17 protein-coding genes are annotated in these 18047 nt (G+C 68.2%); 13 read left to right on the top strand and 4 right to left on the bottom strand.

The genetic code is table 11. From position 1 onward, the window contains the following. Window positions 1-229 precede the first annotated feature (229 nt). Window positions 230-814 (top strand): hypothetical protein, encoded by a 585-nt coding sequence (locus tag WDLP6_RS25415; protein ID WP_162594595.1) that lies wholly within the window; start codon window positions 230-232, stop codon window positions 812-814. Here the strand turns inward: WDLP6_RS25415 and WDLP6_RS25410 are convergent. The 3 genes from WDLP6_RS25410 to WDLP6_RS25400 all read right to left on the bottom strand — a co-directional run bounded on the left by WDLP6_RS25410 (window position 735) and on the right by WDLP6_RS25400 (window position 4454). Then, window positions 735-2912 (bottom strand): malate synthase G, encoded by a 2178-nt coding sequence (locus WDLP6_RS25410; protein ID WP_162594594.1) that lies wholly within the window; start codon window positions 2910-2912, stop codon window positions 735-737. The genes WDLP6_RS25415 and WDLP6_RS25410 overlap by 80 nt on opposite strands. Window positions 2913-2949: 37 nt before the next feature. Beyond that, a complete protein-coding gene (locus tag WDLP6_RS25405; protein WP_162594593.1) occupies window positions 2950-3636 on the bottom strand; it encodes a haloacid dehalogenase type II in 687 nt (228 codons plus the stop codon). A 77-nt stretch (window positions 3637-3713) separates the two neighbouring features. Further along, window positions 3714-4454: an IclR family transcriptional regulator gene (locus tag WDLP6_RS25400; protein ID WP_162594592.1), complete on the bottom strand. Its 741-nt coding sequence runs from the start codon at window positions 4452-4454 to the stop codon at window positions 3714-3716. A 108-nt stretch (window positions 4455-4562) separates the two neighbouring features. Between WDLP6_RS25400 and WDLP6_RS25395 the strand changes: the two genes are divergently transcribed. From WDLP6_RS25395 to WDLP6_RS25370, 6 genes are read left to right on the top strand one after another with little or no spacing between them, the layout of a single operon-like run. After that, window positions 4563-5495, top strand: coding sequence for a hydroxymethylglutaryl-CoA lyase (locus WDLP6_RS25395; RefSeq protein WP_162594591.1), 933 nt, complete (start codon window positions 4563-4565; stop codon window positions 5493-5495). Then, the gene (locus WDLP6_RS25390) at window positions 5488-6690 is read left to right on the top strand and encodes a CaiB/BaiF CoA transferase family protein (RefSeq protein ID WP_162594590.1); all 1203 of its coding nucleotides are present in this window, start codon (window positions 5488-5490) and stop codon (window positions 6688-6690) included. Before WDLP6_RS25395 ends, WDLP6_RS25390 begins: the two co-directional genes overlap by 8 nt. Before the next feature lie 3 nt (window positions 6691-6693). Then, window positions 6694-7674: a Bug family tripartite tricarboxylate transporter substrate binding protein gene (locus WDLP6_RS25385; protein WP_162594589.1), complete on the top strand. Its 981-nt coding sequence runs from the start codon at window positions 6694-6696 to the stop codon at window positions 7672-7674. 47 nt (window positions 7675-7721) lie between these two features. Then, the gene (locus WDLP6_RS25380; RefSeq protein ID WP_162594588.1) at window positions 7722-8681 is read left to right on the top strand and encodes a LysR family transcriptional regulator; all 960 of its coding nucleotides are present in this window, start codon (window positions 7722-7724) and stop codon (window positions 8679-8681) included. Beyond that, window positions 8678-9136 (top strand): DUF2214 family protein, encoded by a 459-nt coding sequence (locus WDLP6_RS25375; RefSeq protein ID WP_162569903.1) that lies wholly within the window; start codon window positions 8678-8680, stop codon window positions 9134-9136. The genes WDLP6_RS25380 and WDLP6_RS25375 overlap by 4 nt, the downstream gene beginning before the upstream one ends. Before the next feature lie 6 nt (window positions 9137-9142). Further along, window positions 9143-11179, top strand: coding sequence for a fused MFS/spermidine synthase (locus tag WDLP6_RS25370; protein ID WP_162594587.1), 2037 nt, complete (start codon window positions 9143-9145; stop codon window positions 11177-11179). Window positions 11180-11249: 70 nt separating this feature from the next. On the opposite strand, the gene WDLP6_RS25365 is transcribed toward WDLP6_RS25370, so the two are convergent. After that, complete coding sequence (locus WDLP6_RS25365) at window positions 11250-11567, bottom strand: PsiF family protein (RefSeq protein ID WP_162569901.1); 318 nt, start codon at window positions 11565-11567, stop codon at window positions 11250-11252. Window positions 11568-11697: 130 nt separating this feature from the next. Here WDLP6_RS25365 and argS point away from each other — a divergent pair, with 130 nt between their 5' ends. The 6 genes from argS (at window position 11698) to WDLP6_RS25335 (ending at window position 18036) form a co-directional block, all read left to right on the top strand. Continuing rightward, window positions 11698-13371: an arginine--tRNA ligase gene (gene argS, locus WDLP6_RS25360; protein WP_162594586.1), complete on the top strand. Its 1674-nt coding sequence runs from the start codon at window positions 11698-11700 to the stop codon at window positions 13369-13371. Between the two features lie 16 nt (window positions 13372-13387). Then, the gene (locus WDLP6_RS25355) at window positions 13388-14089 is read left to right on the top strand and encodes an SPOR domain-containing protein (protein WP_162594585.1); all 702 of its coding nucleotides are present in this window, start codon (window positions 13388-13390) and stop codon (window positions 14087-14089) included. An 83-nt stretch (window positions 14090-14172) separates the two neighbouring features. Further along, window positions 14173-14820, top strand: coding sequence for a thiol:disulfide interchange protein DsbA/DsbL (locus WDLP6_RS25350; RefSeq protein WP_162594584.1), 648 nt, complete (start codon window positions 14173-14175; stop codon window positions 14818-14820). Between the two features lie 105 nt (window positions 14821-14925). Continuing rightward, window positions 14926-15633, top strand: a complete 708-nt coding sequence (gene lptA, locus WDLP6_RS25345) for a lipopolysaccharide transport periplasmic protein LptA (RefSeq protein ID WP_162594583.1) — start codon at window positions 14926-14928, stop codon at window positions 15631-15633. Continuing rightward, window positions 15630-16424 carry an LPS export ABC transporter ATP-binding protein gene (lptB, locus tag WDLP6_RS25340; protein WP_162569896.1) on the top strand — a complete coding sequence of 265 codons (795 nt, stop codon included), beginning with the start codon at window positions 15630-15632 and terminating at the stop codon, window positions 16422-16424. Before lptA ends, lptB begins: the two co-directional genes overlap by 4 nt. 13 nt (window positions 16425-16437) lie before the next feature. Further along, window positions 16438-18036 carry an RNA polymerase factor sigma-54 gene (locus WDLP6_RS25335; protein ID WP_162594582.1) on the top strand — a complete coding sequence of 533 codons (1599 nt, stop codon included), beginning with the start codon at window positions 16438-16440 and terminating at the stop codon, window positions 18034-18036. Window positions 18037-18047 lie beyond the last annotated feature (11 nt).

The following is an 18047-nucleotide window of genomic DNA, read 5'->3' as shown; positions in this document are numbered from 1 at the left end:
CTCCCGATGGCTCGCGTTGGATGCGCGATTTTTCTTAATTCGACGCCTGAGAATCAGCATAATGCGCGCTAACTAGCGTATCTCGCGAGCTTCACTGGACTTGCTGTTCAGGTGCGACCGCGTGATCTTAGTTGCCGCCTCGGCATGCCGCGAGACCGGTGAAGAGCCAACAGAATCCGCTTCAGCGGATCGGGCCACGAAGTTTGTTTGCTGTCACACAGGAGAGGTCATGAATCCTAAAAGGGACGTGTCGCGTCTGCAGGAAAGGCGAGCGCAGAGCGGCGTTGGACGCCGTCTGCATGAGGCCAGTCAGTTGCCCTACACGCTGCGACAGGATGCGCAGGCGCACTGGGGTGCCGGCGTCGAGCTCGCGGCGCCGCGCGAGAACGGTTGCTACACCGGGCCGGTGATTTCAAGCGGCGCTTATCTGGTTCAGAGAGTGGGCGAGAAAAGCGTGGTCGTGCATCGGCTGACCGATGTCGATGTCTCGGCCAACGACAACCTGCGCCGGCGCGCGAGCGAGAACCGCCTGAGCGGCGTGCAGATGCAGATCCGCTATGTCGGCGCCAGCGCCGAGGCCCGGTTCCACGACCCGGAGCGCGCGGCCATCGAAGAGATCTTCGGCCGCATCCATCGGGCCGCCGAGGAGCGGCTCGGCAAAGACACCGGCACCGACAGCTACGGCGTCTTCGCGCGCCAGCTCGATGAAGTCAAGCAGGCGCTGATCGAGAAGCTCAGGCCTTGCCCTTCACCTTCAAGCGCCACGCGTGCAACAGCGGCTCGGTATAGCCGCTGGGTTGCTCGATGCCCTTGAACACCAGGTCCTGCGCGGCCTGGTAGGCGGCCGACGTGTCGAAGTGGCCGGCCATGTTCCGGTAGAGCGGGTCGCCCGCATTCTGCTGGTCGACCACGGCCGCCATGCGTTGGAAGGTGGCATCGACCTGCGCCTTCGTCACCACGCCGTGCAGCAGCCAGTTGGCGATGTGCTGGCTCGAGATGCGCAGCGTCGCGCGGTCTTCCATCAGGCCGATGTCGTGGATGTCGGGCACCTTCGAGCAGCCGACACCCTGGTCGATCCAGCGCACCACGTAGCCGAGGATGCCTTGCACGTTGTTGTCGAGTTCCTGCTGGCGCTCCTCGGCCGACCACTTCGCCTCGGGCGCGACAGGCACCTGGAGCAGGTCGTTCAGGATGTTGTCGCGCTCGGCATTGGCGTCGATCTTCTCGAGCTCCTTCTGCACTTCGGCCACGTTGACCTGGTGGTAGTGCAGGGCATGCAGCGTGGCGGCGGTGGGCGAGGGCACCCAGGCGGTGTTGGCGCCGGCCCTGGGGTGCGCGATCTTCTGCTCGAGCATCGCGGCCATCAGGTCGGGCATGGCCCACATGCCCTTGCCGATCTGCGCCTTGCCGCGCAGGCCGCACGAGAGGCCGACCAGCACGTTGCTCTTCTCGTAGGCGGCGATCCACGGCGTGCTCTTCATGTCGCCCTTGCGCAGCATCGGGCCGGCCTGCATGGCGGTGTGCATCTCGTCGCCGGTGCGGTCCAGGAAGCCGGTGTTGATGAAGGCCACGCGCGCGGCGGCTTCAGCGATGCAGGCCTTGAGGTTGATGCTGGTGCGGCGCTCCTCGTCCATGATGCCGAGCTTGACGGTGTTGGCCGGCAGGCCGAGCAGCTGCTCGACGCGGCCGAAGAGTTCGCTTGCGAACGCGACCTCGGCCGGGCCATGCATCTTGGGCTTGACGATGTAGACACTGCCGGTGCGCGAGTTGCCCTTGCGCTTCAGGTCGACGGTGGCGATGGTGGTGGTGACGACTGCATCCATGATGCCTTCGGGAATTTCCTTGCCGCCGCCGTAGAGGATCGCCGGGTTGGTCATCAGGTGGCCCACGTTGCGCACGAACATCAGCGAGCGGCCGTGCAGCTTCACCGGCCTGCCGTCGGCACCGGTGTACTCGCGGTCGGGGTTGAGGCCGCGCGTGAAGGTCTTGCCGCCCTTGGACACTTCCTCGGTCAGCGTGCCTTGCAGGATGCCGAGCCAGTTCGAATAGGCGAGCACCTTGTCGGCCGCATCGACCACGGCCACCGAGTCCTCGAGGTCGAGGATGGTGGAAAGCGCGGCTTCGACGATCACGTCGCTGACGCCGGCCGCATCGCTTTGACCGATGGTGGTGCTGCGGTCGATCCGGATGTCGAGGTGGATGCCGTTGTGCCTGATCAGCACCGAACTCGGCGCCGACGCGTCGCCCTGGTAGCCGACGAACTGCGACGGGTCCGCCAGGCCGGTGCTGCTGCTTTGCAGCGCGACCACCAGCTTGCCGTCCTTGACCGTGTAGCCGGTCGCGTGGCGGTGTGAGCCGTTGGCGAGCGGCGCGGCCTGGTCGAGCACGCCGCGTGCGAAATCGATCACCTTCGCGCCGCGCGCCGGGTTGTAGCCCTTGCCCTTCTCGGCGCCGCCGCTTTCGGGAATCGCATCGGTGCCATAGAGCGCGTCGTACAGCGAGCCCCAGCGCGAGTTGGCGGCGTTGAGCGCATAGCGCGCATTGAGAATCGGCACCACCAGCTGCGGGCCGGCCTGCAGTGCGAGTTCGGCATCGACGTTGGCCGTCGTCGTCTTCACGTCCTTCGGCTGCGGCAACAGGTAGCCGATCGATTCGAGGAAGGCGCGGTAGGCCGGCATGTCGGCGATCGGGCCGGGATGTGCCTTGTGCCATGCGTCCATCTCGGCCTGCAGGCGGTCGCGCTCGGCCAGCAGCGCGAGGTTCTTCGGCGCCAGCTCGGTCACGATCGCGTCGAAGCCCTTCCAGAAGGTCGCGCTGTCGACGCCGGCGGCGGGCAGCACCTGTTGTTCGATGAAGCGATGGAGTTCGGTCGCGACCTGGAGGCCGTGGACGGTGGTGCGTGGTTCGGTCATGGAAAGACTCCCAAAGAGACGGGGAAAAGAAAGGGGTTCAGGCCGCAGTGAAAAAGTCGAGCACCGCGTTCAGCTCGCTGCCGATGCGCTCGGGCGCGGTGCCCAGCATCTCGAAGGGCAGGCCCTGGCGGTTGATCCAGAGCGTGCGAAAGCCGTACCAGGTCGCGGCCAGCGCGTCCCAGCTGTTGCTGCTGACGAAGGCGATGTCGCCGGCCGCGCAACCGGTGGCGTCGACGCCGAGCCGGTAGGCATCGGGATGGGTCTTGTACTTGCGGATCGGATCGACGCTGATCACGTGGTCGAGCAGCGCGTCGAGACCTGCGCTCGCGATCGCCGCGTCGAGCATGCCGCGGTCGCCGTTCGACAGGATGCCGGTCACGACACCGCGCTCCCGGAGCGCCTGCAGCACGGGCCGGGCCTGGGCGAAGGCGCTCAGGTGGCGGTACTGGTCCATCAGCGCGGCTTCGCGCTCGGCGTTCAGATCGAGCTGCAGGCGCGCGCAGGCATAGCGCAGCCCGGCGCGCGTGAGATCCCAGAACGGCTGGTAGTGCGCGCCGTGGTCGCTGGTCGTGACCAGTCGCGTGTACTCGATCTGCTTGTCGCGCCACAGGAGCGCGAGCGCGGTGCCCTGCCCCGGAAAGAAGCGCTCGGCCAGCGCGCCGACGCTGTAGACGTCGAACAGGGTGCCATAGGCATCGAACAGGACGGCGGAAGGTGCGCGCATAGGCTCTACTTTATTTGATACTCGTCAAATCATTAAGAAGCCGAAAGGCGATTGATTAATGACTGAAAACGACGTAATCAAACCCTTCCGGTGAGCCGAGCCGCTGCATCGCGCACTGGCTGCACGAAGCGCTTGTCGTACCGATGGACCGGCATCGTGAGCGTGACCGCGCCCGCGAGCGAACCATCGGCGCGGAACACGGGTGCCGAGATGCCGGCCAGTTCCGCGGAGCGGTCGCCGACCAGTGCGCAGTAGCCCTGGCGTCGGATGGTGTCGCAGAGCTTGCCGTCCTTGCCGTCGTGCGGCCGTTCGGCCTCGGGGCCGAAGGCGATCAGGATGCGCGCGCCCGCGCCGCGGTCGGCGGGCAGCAGGTCGCCGGCGCGCACGTGGTCGCGCACGACATGGGGCGAGTCGACGCGATACAGGCACAGGCGTGCCCAGCTGGCGCCTTGCTGCTGGCGCACGTGGTAGGCGGCACTCTCGCCGGTGGCGGCGACGAGGCCGCGCAGCACCGGCGGCACGATGTTGTCGAGCGAGAGCGAGGCGGCATACAGCGCGTGCAGCCGCGCGATCTCCATGCCGAGCGCATAGCGGCCGTCGTCCTGCCGGTGGATCAGGCGCGCGTGTTCCAGCGACGCGAGCAGCCGCAGCACGGTGCTCTTGTAGAGCTGCGTGCGCTCGGCGAACTGGGCCAGCGTCAGCGCCTCGTCGCCGGGCTGGAACGTCGACAGGAGGCTGAGCGCGCGATCGACCGCGGCGGCGCCGCCGGGCGCTGCATTCAGGTCGGACACCGATTCGGTTTGGGCTTTGCGGGGCATGGGCCGGACTTGACAGTGGAGGGTAATTCAGGATCTAATTCTGTTAAACAGAATATAGTTCTGCAAGATAGAACTGTCAAGCACAGCCCCGCAGGAGACAAGACACCCATGACAGCTCCCGACGTCCTCATCAGCGAAGTCGGCCCGCGCGATGGCCTGCAGTCCGTCAAGGCCACGATGCCCACGCACGACAAGCTGCGCTGGATCGATGCGCTCCACGCGGCCGGCGTGCGCGAGATCGAGGTCGCTTCCTTCGTGCCCGCGCGCCTGCTGCCCCAGATGGCCGATGCCGCAGAGGTGGTGCGCCATGCCGTCACCTTGCCCGGCCTGACCGTGATGGCACTGGTGCCCAACCGCAAGGGCGCCGAAGCGGCGCTGGCCGCGGGCGTGCACAAGCTCACGGTGCCGGTCTCCGCGAGTGCGGCTCATTCGCTGGCCAACGTGCGCAGGACGCGCGAGGAGATGGTCGAGGAAGTGCGTGCCATCTCCGATCTGCGCCGCGCGCTCGCGCCCCACGTGAAGCTCGAGGCCGGCATCTCCACCGCCTTCGGCTGCACGCTGCAGGGCGCGGTGCCCGAAGACGAGGTGATCCGTCTCGCGGCGCAGTGCATCGCCGCCGGCGCCGACGAATCGGGCCTGTCCGACACCGTCGGCTACGCCAATCCCGCGCAGGTGCGGCGGCTGTTCAGGCGGCTCTTCGCCGAGATCGGCGACAAGGCGGGCGCGGCCCACATGCACAACACGCGCGGGCTCGGCCTCGCCAACTGCCTCGCGGCTTATGAAGAGGGCGTGCGCACCTTCGATGCCTCGCTCGGCGGCCTCGGCGGCTGTCCCTATGCGCCGGGCGCGTCGGGCAACGTCGTGACGGAAGACCTGGTCTTCATGTTCGAGGCGATGGGCATCGCCACCGGCATCGACGTCGCCAGGCTCATCGCGGCGCGCGCGCCGCTCATCGCCGGTCTGCCGGGCGAGCCGGTCTACGGCATGACGCCCGAAGCCGGCCTGCCCAAGAACTTCATCCAGAAAGGCGCCCATGTCTGAATCGAGCCCCGCCTCCATGCCCTTGCCCTACCAGGGCGTCCGCGTCGTCGAGTTCACCCACATGGTGATGGGCCCGACCTGCGGCCTGCTGCTGGCCGATCTCGGCGCCGAGGTCATCAAGGTCGAGCCGATCGAAGGCGACAGCACCCGGCGGCTGCTGGGTTCCGGCTCGGGTTTCTTCCCGACCTTCAACCGCAACAAGAAGAGCATCGCGCTCGACCTCAAGCAGCCCGAGGGCGTCGAGGCCGCGCTGCGCCTGATCGCCACCGCCGACATCGTGAGCGAGAACTTCAAGCCCGGCACGATGAAGAAGCTCGGCCTCGACTACGAAAGCCTGAAGAAGCTCAACCCGCGACTGATCTACGTCAGCCACAAGGGCTTCTTGCCCGGCCCCTACGACCATCGCACCGCGCTCGACGAGGTGGTGCAGATGATGGGCGGCCTGGCCTACATGACCGGCCGCGCCGGCGATCCGCTGCGCGCGGGCACCAGCGTCAACGACATCATGGGCGGCATGTTCGGCGCCATCGGCGCGATGGCCGCGCTGCGGCAGCGCGAGCTCACGGGCCAGGGCTGCGAGGTGCAGTCGGCGCTGTTCGAGAACAACGTGTTCCTCGTCGCGCAGCACATGATGCAGTTCGCGGCGACGGGCAAGGCCGCCGACCCGATGCCGAGCCGCATCTCGGCCTGGGCGGTGTACGACGTCTTCACCGTCAAGGACGGTGAGCAGATCTTCCTGGCCGCCGTCAGCGACAAGCAATGGACCATCTTCTGCAAGGCCTTCGGCCTCGAAGAGATGCTGGCCGATCCGCGCCTGAAGACCAACAACGACCGCGTGCTGGCGCGCGACTGGATGATGCCGATCCTGCGCTCGCACCTGGCGCCCTACAGCGCGGCCGCACTGAGCACGACCTTCGAGCAGAACGAACTGCCCTTCGCGCCGATCACCAAGCCGCAGGCGCTGTTCGACGATCCGCACCTCAACGCCACCGGCGGGCTGGCGCCGGTCCGCATGAACGACGGCAGCCTGTCGAAGGTGCCGCTCGCGCCCTTCACGCTCGACGGCCGGCGTCCCGGCATCCGGCTGCAGCCGCCGCTGCTCGGCGAGCACACGAACGAACTGCTCGGCGAAGTCGGCTACAGCGACGCGCAGATCGCTGCCCTCAAGACCCGCCACATCACCCAAGGAGACTGAACCATGCCATTCCCCACTCGCCGTGCGCTCGTCGCCTGCGCCGCTGCGCTGGCCCTGCTGCCGGCCGCATCCGCGCTGGCCGACACGGCCTGGCCCGACAAGCCCGTGCGCTTCGTCGTGCCCTACACGCCGGGCGGCGCGACCGATGCCGTCACGCGGCTCATCGCGCAACGCATCACCGAGGACACGAAGTGGAACTTCGTGGTCGACAACCGCGCCGGCGGCAACGGCAACATCGGCATCGACGTGGTGGCCAAGTCCAGGCCCGACGGTTACACGATCGGCATGGGCCAGACCGCCAACCTCGCGATCAACCCGACCCTGTTCCCCAAGATGCCCTACGACGCATTGAAGGACGTGACGGCGGTCTCCATCGTCGCCTCGCAGCCGGTGGTGCTGGTGGTGCGCGCGGACTCGCCCTACAAGACGCTGGCCGAGGTGGTCGCCGCCGCCAAGGCCAAGCCCGGCGAGCTCAAGCAGGCGCTGGCCGGCACCGGCACGCTGGGCCACATGGCCGGCGAGGTACTGGCCAAGCATGCGGGCTTCAAGGTGCTCAACGTGCCGTACAAGGGCGCCGCGCCCGCACTGACCGACCTGCTCGGCGGCCAGACCGACTACATGTTCGCCACGCCGCAGGGCGCGCTCGGCATGGTCAAGGCCGGCAAGCTGCGCGCGCTGGCCGTCACCTCGGCCAAGCGCCTGCCCGTGATGCCCGACGTGCCGACCGTGGCCGAGACCTACAAGGGCTTCGAAGCGGTCGACTGGAAAGCCATCGTCGCGCCCGCCGGCACGCCGCCCGAGATCGTCAAGAAGCTCAATGCCGCCGTCGACAAGGCGCTGGCCAAGCCGGCGACCATTTCGCAGCTGCTGGCCGAAGGCAGCACGCCGGTCGGCGGCAGCGTGGAGAAGGCCGCGCAGTACATCAAGTCCGAGCATGCCAAGTGGGGCGCCGCGGTGCGCGAGGCGGGCGTACAGCCCGAGTGACCGGACCGCGGCTCCATGGCCCGGGCCGATCGGGATAATCGACGGCGATGGACAGGCTGACGCAACTCGAATCCTTCGTCGCGATCGCCACGCGCGGCAGCCTCACGGCCGCGGCCAAGGCCGAGGGCGTCGCGCCTGCGGTGATGGGCCGGCGCCTCGATGCGCTGGAAGAGCGGCTCGGCGTCAAGCTGCTGCTGCGCACCACGCGCCGGCTCACGCTCACGCACGAGGGCAGCGCCTTCCTCGAGGATTGCCAGCGCATGCTGGTCGAGCTCGCGAACGCCGAGGCCAGCGTGAGCGCAGGCGGCGTCAAGGCCAGCGGCCATCTGCGCGTGACGGCGCCGGCGGGTTTCGGCCGGCGTCACGTCGCGCCGCTGGTGCCGCGCTTCCATCTGCTGCATCCCGAGGTCACGATCTCGCTGAACCTCAGCGATCGCGTGGTCGACATGGCGGGCGAGAGCTTCGATTGCGCGGTGCGCGTGGGCGACCTGCCCGATTCGTCGCTGGTGAGCATGCGGCTCGCGGACAACCGGCGCCTGTGCGTGGCGACGCCCGAGTTCGTGCGCCGGCATGGCGCGCCGCGGCATCCGGGCGAGCTCGCGCGCTTCGCCTGCCTGAGCCTGTCGAGCGACGCATCGCAGACGCGCGGCTGGGCATTCAGCGTGCCCACCGGGGGCGGCGAGCGCGAGGTGATCCATCTCAGGCCGACCGGGCCGCTCGATTGTTCCGACGGCCAGGTGCTGCACGACTGGTGCCTGGCTGGCCATGGCATCGCGTGGCGCAGCACCTGGGAGGTCGAAGCCGAGATCGACGCCGGCCTGCTGGTGCCGCTGCTCGACGAGTTCGCGGCGCCGCCGAACGGCATCTATGCCGTGTTCCCGCAGCGCAAGCACCTGCCGCTGCGGGTTCGGCTGTGGCTGGATTTCCTGAAGGCGCAATATGCGCGGCCGGAGTTCTGGGGCGGCACAATCGCAGCGCCGGCTACTCTTCAGGAACCACCGCGATGACACTCGAAGCCATTCTTGCCTACCTGCATATCCTGGCGATCCTCACCATGGTCGTCTTCATCGCCAGCGAGGCCGCGCTGTGCCGCGTGCAGTGGATGAATGCGGCCGTGGTCGAGCGGCTGGCCCGGGTCGACATGATCTACGGCATCGCCGCGATCGGGGTCCTGGTCACCGGCGTCGCGCGCACCTGGTGGGGCATCAAAGGCACCGCGTGGTACTGGACCAATCCGCTGCTGCACGTGAAGCTCACGCTCTTCATCATCGTCGGTGTGACCTCGATCTTCCCGACGCTCACCTACCTGCGCTGGCGCAAGACGCTGCGTGCCAACGGCACGCTGCCGGACGAGGCCGACATCCGCAAGACCCGCAGGCTGGTGATGGTCCAGGCGCACATCATCGCGGTGATTCCGCTGGCGGCAGTGTTTCTCGCACGCGGCTTCGGCGCACGGAGCTAGCGCCCGATGCGGCCGGCCTTCGTCAAGGCACTGTTCGCCGGCACCATCTTCACCAGTGCGTTCCTGCTGTTCCTGGTCCAGCCGCTGATCGCCAAGCAGATCCTGCCGTGGTTCGGCGGCTCGGCCGCGGTGTGGTCGATCTGCATGGTGTTCTTCCAGGTCGTGCTGCTGGCGGGCTATGCGTATTCGGACTGGATCACGCGCCGCCTCGGCGTGCGCATGCAGGCCCGGTTGCACGTCGGCCTGTTGCTCGCCAGCCTCGCATTCCTGCCGATCGTGACCAGCGCGCGCTGGAAGCCGGACGGCGCCGCCGATCCGACGCTGTGGATTCTCGGCCTGCTGCTGGGCACCATCGGACTGCCGTACTTCCTGCTCTCGACCACCGGTCCGCTGGTGCAGTCGTGGGTCGCGCGCACGCCCTGGGGCGCGCAGGTGTACCGCTACTTCTCGCTCTCGAACCTGGCCTCGCTGGTGTCGCTGCTCTGCTATCCGGTGCTGATCGAGCCGCGCAGCACGCTGCTGCAGCAGGCCTGGGGCTGGTCGATGGCCTACGGCGTGTTCGTGCTGCTCTGCGCGGGCACCACCTTGCATGTGTCGCGGCATTGGGCCGTCGGCACGCCAGCGGCCGTCTCCGATGCGCCGCTGGCCGATGGGGCAGCGTCCAAGCCGCGTGTCGCCGACTACCTGATGTGGCTGGCACTGCCCGCGCTGGGTTCGTGGCTGCTGCTGGCCATCACCAACCACATCACGCAGAACGTCGCGGCCATTCCCTTCCTGTGGGTGCTGCCGCTTTCGGTGTATCTGCTGAGCTTCGTGCTCACCTTCGAAAGCGATCGCTGGTATCGCCGTGCGGTGTTCCTGCCGCTGGCCGCGGTGATGCTCGTGTTGTGCGCGTTCGGGCTGCAGGACGACCTCGGCGCCGACCTGCGCACGGCGCTGCCGATCTATGGGGTCGGCCTGTTCGCGCTGTGCATGTTCCTGCACGGCGAGATGGCCGGGATGCGGCCGGCCAGCGCCTATCTCACGCGCTTCTACCTGATGCTCTCGCTCGGCGGCGCGATCGGCGGCGTGAGCGTGGGGCTCGTCGCGCCGCATCTGCTGCCGGCCTACTATGAACTCGGCATCGGCCTCGTGCTGTGCGCCCTCGCCGCTGCCGTGCTCTGGCGCCGCCGGCGTGTCGCGATGGCAGCCTCGCTCGCGCTGGCCGGCTGCTGCGCGTGGTTCCTGGCGCTGCAGGTGCAGGACGACGCCACCGGCGCGCGCCGCATGGAGCGCAACTTCTACGGCACCCTCGTCACCCTCGACACGCAGCGCGAAGCGCCCGGGGACAACGTGCGCCAGATGTACCACGGCTCGGTCAAGCACGGCGAACAGTTCCTCGCGCCCGACCGGCGCCGCGATCCCACCACCTACTACGGCCCGGGGTCGGGCATCGGGCTGGCCATCGCCGCGGCGCCGGCTGCACCGCGCCGCGTCGGGCTCATCGGCCTCGGCGCCGGTACGCTCGCGACCTACGGCCGCGCCGGCGATGTCTACCGCGTCTACGAGATCAACCCGCAGGTGTTCGAACTGGCCGACAGCGAGTTCAGCTTTCTGGCCGACAGCCGGGCGCGCATCGAGCGCGTGCTCGGCGATGCGCGGCTGGCGCTGGAGCGCGAGCCCGCGCAGGCCTTCGACGTGCTGGCGGTCGACGCGTTCTCGGGCGATTCGGTGCCGATCCACCTGATCACGTCCGAGGCGATGGATGTGTACCTGCGGCACCTGCGCCCCGAAGGCATCGTCGCCTTCCACGTCACCAACCGCTTCCTCGCGCTTGCGCCGGTGGTCGAGCGCATCGCGCTGGCCAAGGGCCTGCATGCGGCGCTGGTGCACGACGAGCCCTCGGGCGTCGCGCTGCGCAACACCGACTGGGTGCTGGTCGCGCGCGATCCGCAGGTGCTGGCCCGCGGCGCGATCGGCCGGGCGACCTCCGCGATCGCACCGATCGCGGGCCTGCGCGCCTGGACCGATGACTTCAACAACCTGTTCGGCGTGCTGAAGTAACGCGATCGGCGGACAGAAAAAAGCCCCGCGGATCGAACCGTGCGGGGCTTCAGGGGGCGTGCCGGGCGGATCAGGCCGCGGGGCCGGCGCTCAGGCAGGTCTTCATGAAGGCCTTGCGGTCGTCGCCCTTGAGCGTCTTGGCCTTCGTGTCGGCGTTGCAGCTCTTCATCTTTTCCTGCTGCGTCATCTTGGCCGGCGCGGCGGCGGCGGGCTTGGCGCTCAGGCAGTCCTTCATGAAGGCCTTGCGCTCGTCGCCTTTCTTGTCACCCGCGTCCTTGTTGCAGGTGCCCATCTTGCTTTGCTGTGCGGTGGGGGCCTTGTCGGCCGCGTGGGCCGCACCGAAGGAAAGACAGGCGCCCATGGCGATCGCGGAAAGGAGCTTTTTCATCGTGTACGTCCTACAGAAGTTGGATTGGAAAGGCAGCCCCGGTCCCGGGACTGCTCATGCTAACGGCCGTCGGCGTCCCGCGGATGACCGTCGCGGCCGGGGTCCGGTGGGTCGCCGGTAAAATCCGTCGATGCTATTGGTCAAACAGGAGCTGCTCGCGGCGCTCGCGAACACGCTCGATTCCTTCTCGCCCGGCGCCGGCAGCAAAGCCGCGTTCGAGTCGCCCAAGGTGGCGGCGCATGGCGATTTCGCGAGCACCGCGGCGATGCAGCTGGCCAAGCCGCTGCAGCGCAAGCCGCGCGAACTGGCCGAAGAGATCAGCGCCGCGCTGCGCGCCACGCCGGCCTTCGGGCAGTGGGTCGAGGCGGTCGAGATCGCCGGCCCGGGTTTCCTCAACATCCGTCTCAAGACGGCGGCCAAGCAGCAGATCGTGCGCGAGGTGCTGGCCGCCGGCGAGGCTTTCGGCCGACAGCCGGCTCGCAGCGACCGTGTGCTGGTCGAGTTCGTGTCGGCCAATCCGACCGGCCCGCTCCACGTGGGCCACGGCCGCCAGGCCGCGCTTGGCGACGCGATCTGCAACCTGCTGGCGACGCAGGGCGCCGAGGTGTACCGCGAGTTCTATTACAACGATGCCGGCGTGCAGATCCAGACGCTGGCCACCAGCACCCAGCTGCGCGCCAAGGGCTTCAAGCCGGGCGACGCCGAGTGGCCCGAGCAGGCCTACAACGGCGAGTACATCGCCGACATCGCCCTGGACTTCAAGGCGAAGAAGACCGTGCGCTCGGACGACCGCGAATACACCGCCAGCGGCGATGTCGACGACGTCGATTCGATCCGCCAGTTCGCCGTCGCCTACCTGCGCCACGAGCAGGATCTGGACCTCAAGGCCTTCCAGGTGCGCTTCGACAACTACTACCTCGAATCCAGCCTCTACACCAGCGGCCGCGTCGAGGCGACAGTGCGCCGGCTGATCGATGCCGGCAAGACCTACGAGCAGGACGGCGCGCTGTGGCTCAAGTCGACCGACTACGGCGACGACAAGGACCGCGTCATGCGCAAGGGCGACGGCAGCTACACCTACTTCGTGCCCGACGTCGCCTACCACATCGCCAAGTGGGAGCGCGGCTTCCACGAGGTGGTGAACATCCAGGGCACCGACCACCACGGCACCATCGCGCGCGTGCGCGCTGGCCTGCAGGCCGCCGGTGTCGGCATTCCCGCGGGTTATCCCGAGTACGTGCTGCACACCATGGTGCGCGTGATGCGCGGCGGCGAGGAGGTCAAGATCAGCAAGCGCGCCGGCAGCTACGTCACGCTGCGCGACCTGATCGAGTGGACCAGCACCGACGCCGTGCGCTTCTTCCTGCTCAGCCGCAAGCCCGACACCGAATACACCTTCGACATCGACCTCGCGCTGGCGCAGAACAACGACAACCCGGTGTACTACGTGCAGTACGCCCATGCGCGCATCTGTTCGGTGCTGGCCGCGTGGGGCGGCGATGCGGCGACGCTTGCCGGCGTCGACCTCGCGCCGCTGCAGAGCCCGGCCGCGCAGGCGTTGATGCTGCAACTGGCCCGCTACCCCGACATGCTCGCGGCCGCGGCCAAGGACTTCGCGCCGCACGACGTCACCTTCTACCTGCGCGAGCTGGCCGCGAGCTACCACAGCTACTACGACGCCGAGCGCATCCTGGTCGACGACGAAGCCGTGAAGCTCGCCCGCCTGGCCCTGGTCGCCGCCACTGCGCAGGTGCTGCACAATGGCCTCGCAATTCTCGGCGTCGGCGCACCGCGCAAGATGTGATTTCGATTCCCCCAACATGAAACAAAGACAAAGCGGCAACATCGTCATCGGGCTGATCATCGGCCTGGTGCTCGGGCTCGGTGTGGCGCTCGGCATCGCGGTCTACGTGACCAAGGTGCCGATCCCGTTCATGACCAAGACCCAGCGCGGCGGCGCCGAGCAGGACGAGGCCGAGGCCCGCAAGAACAAGGACTGGGATCCCAACGGGCCGCTCGCCGGCAAGGCAGGCGCGCGCGCGCCGGTGGCCTCGGCACCGCAGCCCGCTTCGGCCGGGCCTCTCAATCCGCCGACGCCTGCCGTGCCGGTGGTGGTCGCGCCGAGCGCCCGCGCCGCCTCGGCCGCCGTGACGCCGCCGCGTGCGGCCTCGCGCACGGCGCCGGTGCCGGCCGAAGCCAATGCGCTGCCGCCGTCGAACGATCCGCTCGGCGATCTGGCCAAGGCCCGCTCGAGCGGCGACACCGCGACGGCCGGCGCCAGCGACCCCTTCCTGTACTTCGTGCAGGCGGGCGCCTTCCGAACCAACGACGATGCCGAGGCCCAGCGCGCCAAGCTGTCGCTGATGGGCGTGGAGGCGCGGGTGACCGAGCGCGAGCAGGCCGGCCGCACCGTCTACCGCGTGCGCGTGGGTCCGTTCAACAAGAAGGACGACGCGGACCGGCTCAGGGAGCGGCTCGATGGCGGCGGACTCGAGGCCGCCCTGGTGCGTGTTCAGCGCTGATCGCCTCTTTCCCTTTACTTCATGCGGCCCGGGAACTCCCGACCCGGCCGCGGGCTCTTTCAGCCGCACAGGAGAATTTCTGAATGAAACGTCGTGACTTTTCGCTGGCCGCTGCCTCGCTCGGTCTTTTGCCGCTGGCCACACCTGCGCTGGCGCAGAACCGGCCGCCCAAGGCCGGCACCGACTACATCGTGCTCGGCAAGCCCGCGCCCGTCGACTCGCCCCCGGGCAAGGTCGAGGTGGTCGAGTTCTTCTCGTACAACTGCCCGCATTGCGCGGCCTTCGAGCCCCAGCTCGAAGCCTGGCTCAAGCACCTGCCGCCGCAAGCCGCCTTCAGGCGCATCCCGGTGCCCTTCGTCGGCAACGACACCGAAACCAAGCAGCGCCTCTACTACACGCTGGAGGCGATGGGCAAGGTGGACGACTACCAGCTCAAGCTGTTCCAGGCCATCCACCAGGAGCGCCAGAACCTGTTCGGCGACGCCGCGATCCTGGCCTGGTCCGAAAAGCAGCCGGGCCTCGATGCCAAGAAGTTCGCCGATCTGTTCAAGTCCTTCTCGATCGTCGGCAAGGCCAAGCGTGCGACGCAGCTCACGGGCGACTACCAGGTTGCCGGCGTGCCGGCCCTGGGCGTGGCCGGACGCTGGTACATCGACGGCGACACTGCCGGCTCGCTGGAAAAGATGCTGCAGGTCACGGAAGCCCTGATCGGCGAAGCCCGAAAGGGCTGAAGCCCTCCCCGCCCCTCTCGAGAAGCCCGCCTCGGCGGGCTTTTTCATCACCGCGCGGGACCGCTCATCGGCCGCATACAATCGTCGAGCAAGTTTCGTGCCTTTATGACCTCGCGATCTCCTTCCTACTCCTTTCGTCTTCTTTCCCGGACCGTCTTCCTCGCACTGGCGTTGGCTGGTTTCGGCTCGGCCGCGCTGGCCGAAAAGGCCGATCGCGGCAAGCCGATGAACATCGAGTCGGACGCGATGCGTTACGACGACCTCAAGCAGACCAGCGTCTTCACCGGCAACGTGGTGGTCACCAAGGGCACGATCATCATCCGCGGCGCGCGCATCGACGTGCGGCAGGATCCCGAGGGCTACCAATACGGCGTGGTCACGGCCGCGCCCGGCAAGCTGGCTTACTACAAGCAAAAGCGCGATGCCGGCGTCGACGAGTGGATCGAGGGCGAATCGGAAGTCATCGAATACGACAGCCGCGCCGACAACGTGAAGTTCATCCGCCGTGCGGTGATGCGCCGCCTGATCGGCGCCAAGGTCAACGACGAGAGCAGCGGTCCGCTGATCGTCTACGACCAGAGCAACGACACCTTCACCGTCAATGGTTCGACGTTGCCGCCGGATGCCGGTGTGTCGGCGCCGGCATCCGGCCGGGTCAAGGCCATCCTGACGCCCAAGGCCCAGCCGCCGGTGGCGCCGGCTTCCGCGGGCGCCTCCGCGCCTGCGGCCAAGCCGGCCGCACCGGCGCCGGTGGCCGCGCCGGGCACGGGGCTGCGTTCCAGCACCACGCTGGATGGAGAGCCACGCAAGTGATCGAAACCGCCGGCATGAGCGAAGCGACGGGCGCGGCGAGCAGCCGGCTCGAGGCACGCGGTCTGCAAAAGAGCTATGGCAGCCGCAAGGTCGTCAAGGACGTCTCGCTGGGCGTGCAGAAGGGCGAGGTGGTCGGACTGCTCGGACCCAACGGCGCGGGCAAGACCACCTCCTTCTACATGATCGTCGGACTGGTGCGTGCCGATGCCGGCGTCATCACCATCGACGGCGAGCCGATCGCGCACATGCCGATCCATCGCCGCGCCCGCATGGGCCTGAGCTACCTGCCGCAGGAAGCCTCGATCTTCCGCAAGCTCACGGTCGAGGAAAACGTGCGCGCCGTGCTCGAGCTGCAGCGCGAGCCCGACGACAAGGGCCGGCCGCTGCCGTTGAGCAAGCTGCGCATCGAAGAGCGACTGGCCGAGCTGCTGTCCGACCTGCGGGTGGACCATCTGCGCGATTCGCCGGCGCTGTCGCTGTCGGGCGGCGAGCGCCGCCGGGTCGAGATCGCGCGCGCCCTCGCCACGCAGCCGCGCTTCATCCTGCTGGACGAGCCCTTCGCCGGGATCGACCCCATCGCGGTGATCGAGATCCAGCGCATCATCAGCTTCCTGAAGGAACGCGGCATCGGCGTGCTCATCACCGATCACAACGTGCGCGAGACGCTGGGCATCTGCGATCACGCGTTCATCATCAGCGACGGGCATGTGCTGGCACAAGGCACGCCTTCGGAGATCGTCGACAACGCCGAGGTGCGGCGCGTGTACCTGGGCGAGCATTTCCGGATGTAGGGACGGCAATCCGATGAAGCAGGGTCTCTCGCTTCGAGTCTCTCAGCATCTCGCGCTCACGCCGCAGCTGCAGCAGTCGATCCGGCTGCTGCAGCTGTCCACGCTCGAGCTGAGCCAGGAAGTCGAGCAGATGCTCGACGACAACCCGTTCCTCGAACGCACCGCCGAAGAAGCGCAGCGCGAGGAGTTCGGGCTCGACGCGGCCGATGCACCGGTGCGCGACGACGATCGCCTGGCCGAGGGCGACGGCGAGCTGCCGGCCGGCCCGTCCGCGCCGCTGGCTGACGCCGGCGTCGGCAGCACGAGCACCGCGGCCGAAGCCGACGCGCCGGCCACGGCTGACAGCACGGATGGGGAGCCCGGCTGGGAAGGCGATGGCACCGTCGATGTGGCACCCGACGACAGCGAGTGGGGCGGCGACGCGCCCGCGCGCGCCAACAACCTCGGCGACGACGAGCGTGCCGATGCCACCGAACTGGCGCGCAGCCAGGAGTCGCTGCAATCTTTCCTGCACCGCCAGGCACTGGGCCTGCGGCTGGACGACAACGACCGCGCCGCGCTGCGCTTCCTGATCGAGTCGCTCAACGACGACGGCTACCTCGAGGACTCGCTGCCGGCGCTCGCCTCCGGCCTCGCGGGCGAAGACAACGACCAGTTCGACGAGCTGGTGCACCACTTCCAGGTCGCGCTCGGTCTGCTGCAGAGCCTGGAGCCGGTCGGCGTCGGCGCCCGCAGCCTCGGCGAATGCCTCACGATCCAGCTGCGCGCGCTGGCGCATGCGAACGAGGGCGACCAGGAGGCGCAGATCCGCAAGACCGCGATCGCCGTCTGCAAGCAGCCGATGGAGCTGCTCGCGCGGCGCGATTTCAAGCGCCTGGCCACGCTCACCCGCAGCAGCGAAGACACGGTGCGTGCCGCGCTGCAGGTGATCGCCAGGCTCGAGCCCAAGCCGGGGCGCCGCTTCGTCGATGTCGAGCGCAACGTCGTCGTGCCCGACGTGATCGTCACGCGCATCGGCCAGGGCACGAACGTCAAGTTCCGCGTCATGCTCAATCCCGAGGTCATGCCGCGCCTGCGCGTGCACGACATCTACGCCGGCGCGCTCAAGCAGCACAAGGGCGAGGGCAGCCAGGCGCTGTCGCAGCGCTTGCAGGAGGCGCGCTGGTTCATCAAGAACATCCAGCAGCGCTTCGACACCATCCTTCGCGTGTCCAACGCGATCGTCGAGCGGCAGAAGAGCTTCTTCGTGCATGGCGAGCTCGCGATGCGGCCGCTGGTGCTGCGCGAGATCGCCGACGAGCTCGGCCTGCACGAGTCGACCATCAGCCGCGTGACCACCGCCAAGTACATGGCGACGCCCTATGGCACCGTCGAGCTCAAGTACTTCTTCGGCTCGGCACTCGGCACCGAGACCGGCGGCAACGCGTCGAGCACCGCGGTGCGCGCGCTGATCAAGCAGTTCGTGAGCGCCGAGGACACGAGAAAGCCGCTGTCGGACAGCCAGGTCTCCGAGATGCTCAAGGAGCAGGGCATCGAATGCGCGCGCCGGACCGTGGCCAAGTACCGCGAGGCGCTGCGCATCGCGCCGGCCAATCTGCGCAAGGCCCTCTAGGGGTTCACGCG

It is taken from the genome of Variovorax sp. PBL-E5, from assembly GCF_901827185.1.
Taxonomy (GTDB): Bacteria; Pseudomonadota; Gammaproteobacteria; order Burkholderiales; family Burkholderiaceae_C; genus Variovorax.
The sequence above is the reverse complement of the archived record's forward strand: the minus strand, read 5'-3'. Positions and strand labels throughout refer to the sequence as shown.

Excerpts from the sequence above, each read along its gene's own strand:
- WDLP6_RS25415 (WP_162594595.1), top strand. The coding sequence starts at position 230 with ATGAATCCTAAAAGGGACGTGTCGCGTCTGCAGGAAAGGCGAGCGCAG.
- WDLP6_RS25410 (WP_162594594.1), bottom strand. The coding sequence starts at position 2,912 with ATGACCGAACCACGCACCACCGTCCACGGCCTCCAGGTCGCGACCGAA.
- WDLP6_RS25405 (WP_162594593.1), bottom strand. The coding sequence starts at position 3,636 with ATGCGCGCACCTTCCGCCGTCCTGTTCGATGCCTATGGCACCCTGTTC.
- WDLP6_RS25400 (WP_162594592.1), bottom strand. The coding sequence starts at position 4,454 with ATGCCCCGCAAAGCCCAAACCGAATCGGTGTCCGACCTGAATGCAGCG.
- WDLP6_RS25395 (WP_162594591.1), top strand. The coding sequence starts at position 4,563 with ATGACAGCTCCCGACGTCCTCATCAGCGAAGTCGGCCCGCGCGATGGC.
- WDLP6_RS25390 (WP_162594590.1), top strand. The coding sequence starts at position 5,488 with ATGTCTGAATCGAGCCCCGCCTCCATGCCCTTGCCCTACCAGGGCGTC.
- WDLP6_RS25385 (WP_162594589.1), top strand. The coding sequence starts at position 6,694 with ATGCCATTCCCCACTCGCCGTGCGCTCGTCGCCTGCGCCGCTGCGCTG.
- WDLP6_RS25380 (WP_162594588.1), top strand. The coding sequence starts at position 7,722 with ATGGACAGGCTGACGCAACTCGAATCCTTCGTCGCGATCGCCACGCGC.
- WDLP6_RS25375 (WP_162569903.1), top strand. The coding sequence starts at position 8,678 with ATGACACTCGAAGCCATTCTTGCCTACCTGCATATCCTGGCGATCCTC.
- WDLP6_RS25370 (WP_162594587.1), top strand. The coding sequence starts at position 9,143 with ATGCGGCCGGCCTTCGTCAAGGCACTGTTCGCCGGCACCATCTTCACC.
- WDLP6_RS25365 (WP_162569901.1), bottom strand. The coding sequence starts at position 11,567 with ATGAAAAAGCTCCTTTCCGCGATCGCCATGGGCGCCTGTCTTTCCTTC.
- argS (WP_162594586.1), top strand. The coding sequence starts at position 11,698 with ATGCTATTGGTCAAACAGGAGCTGCTCGCGGCGCTCGCGAACACGCTC.
- WDLP6_RS25355 (WP_162594585.1), top strand. The coding sequence starts at position 13,388 with ATGAAACAAAGACAAAGCGGCAACATCGTCATCGGGCTGATCATCGGC.
- WDLP6_RS25350 (WP_162594584.1), top strand. The coding sequence starts at position 14,173 with ATGAAACGTCGTGACTTTTCGCTGGCCGCTGCCTCGCTCGGTCTTTTG.
- lptA (WP_162594583.1), top strand. The coding sequence starts at position 14,926 with ATGACCTCGCGATCTCCTTCCTACTCCTTTCGTCTTCTTTCCCGGACC.
- WDLP6_RS25335 (WP_162594582.1), top strand. The coding sequence starts at position 16,438 with ATGAAGCAGGGTCTCTCGCTTCGAGTCTCTCAGCATCTCGCGCTCACG.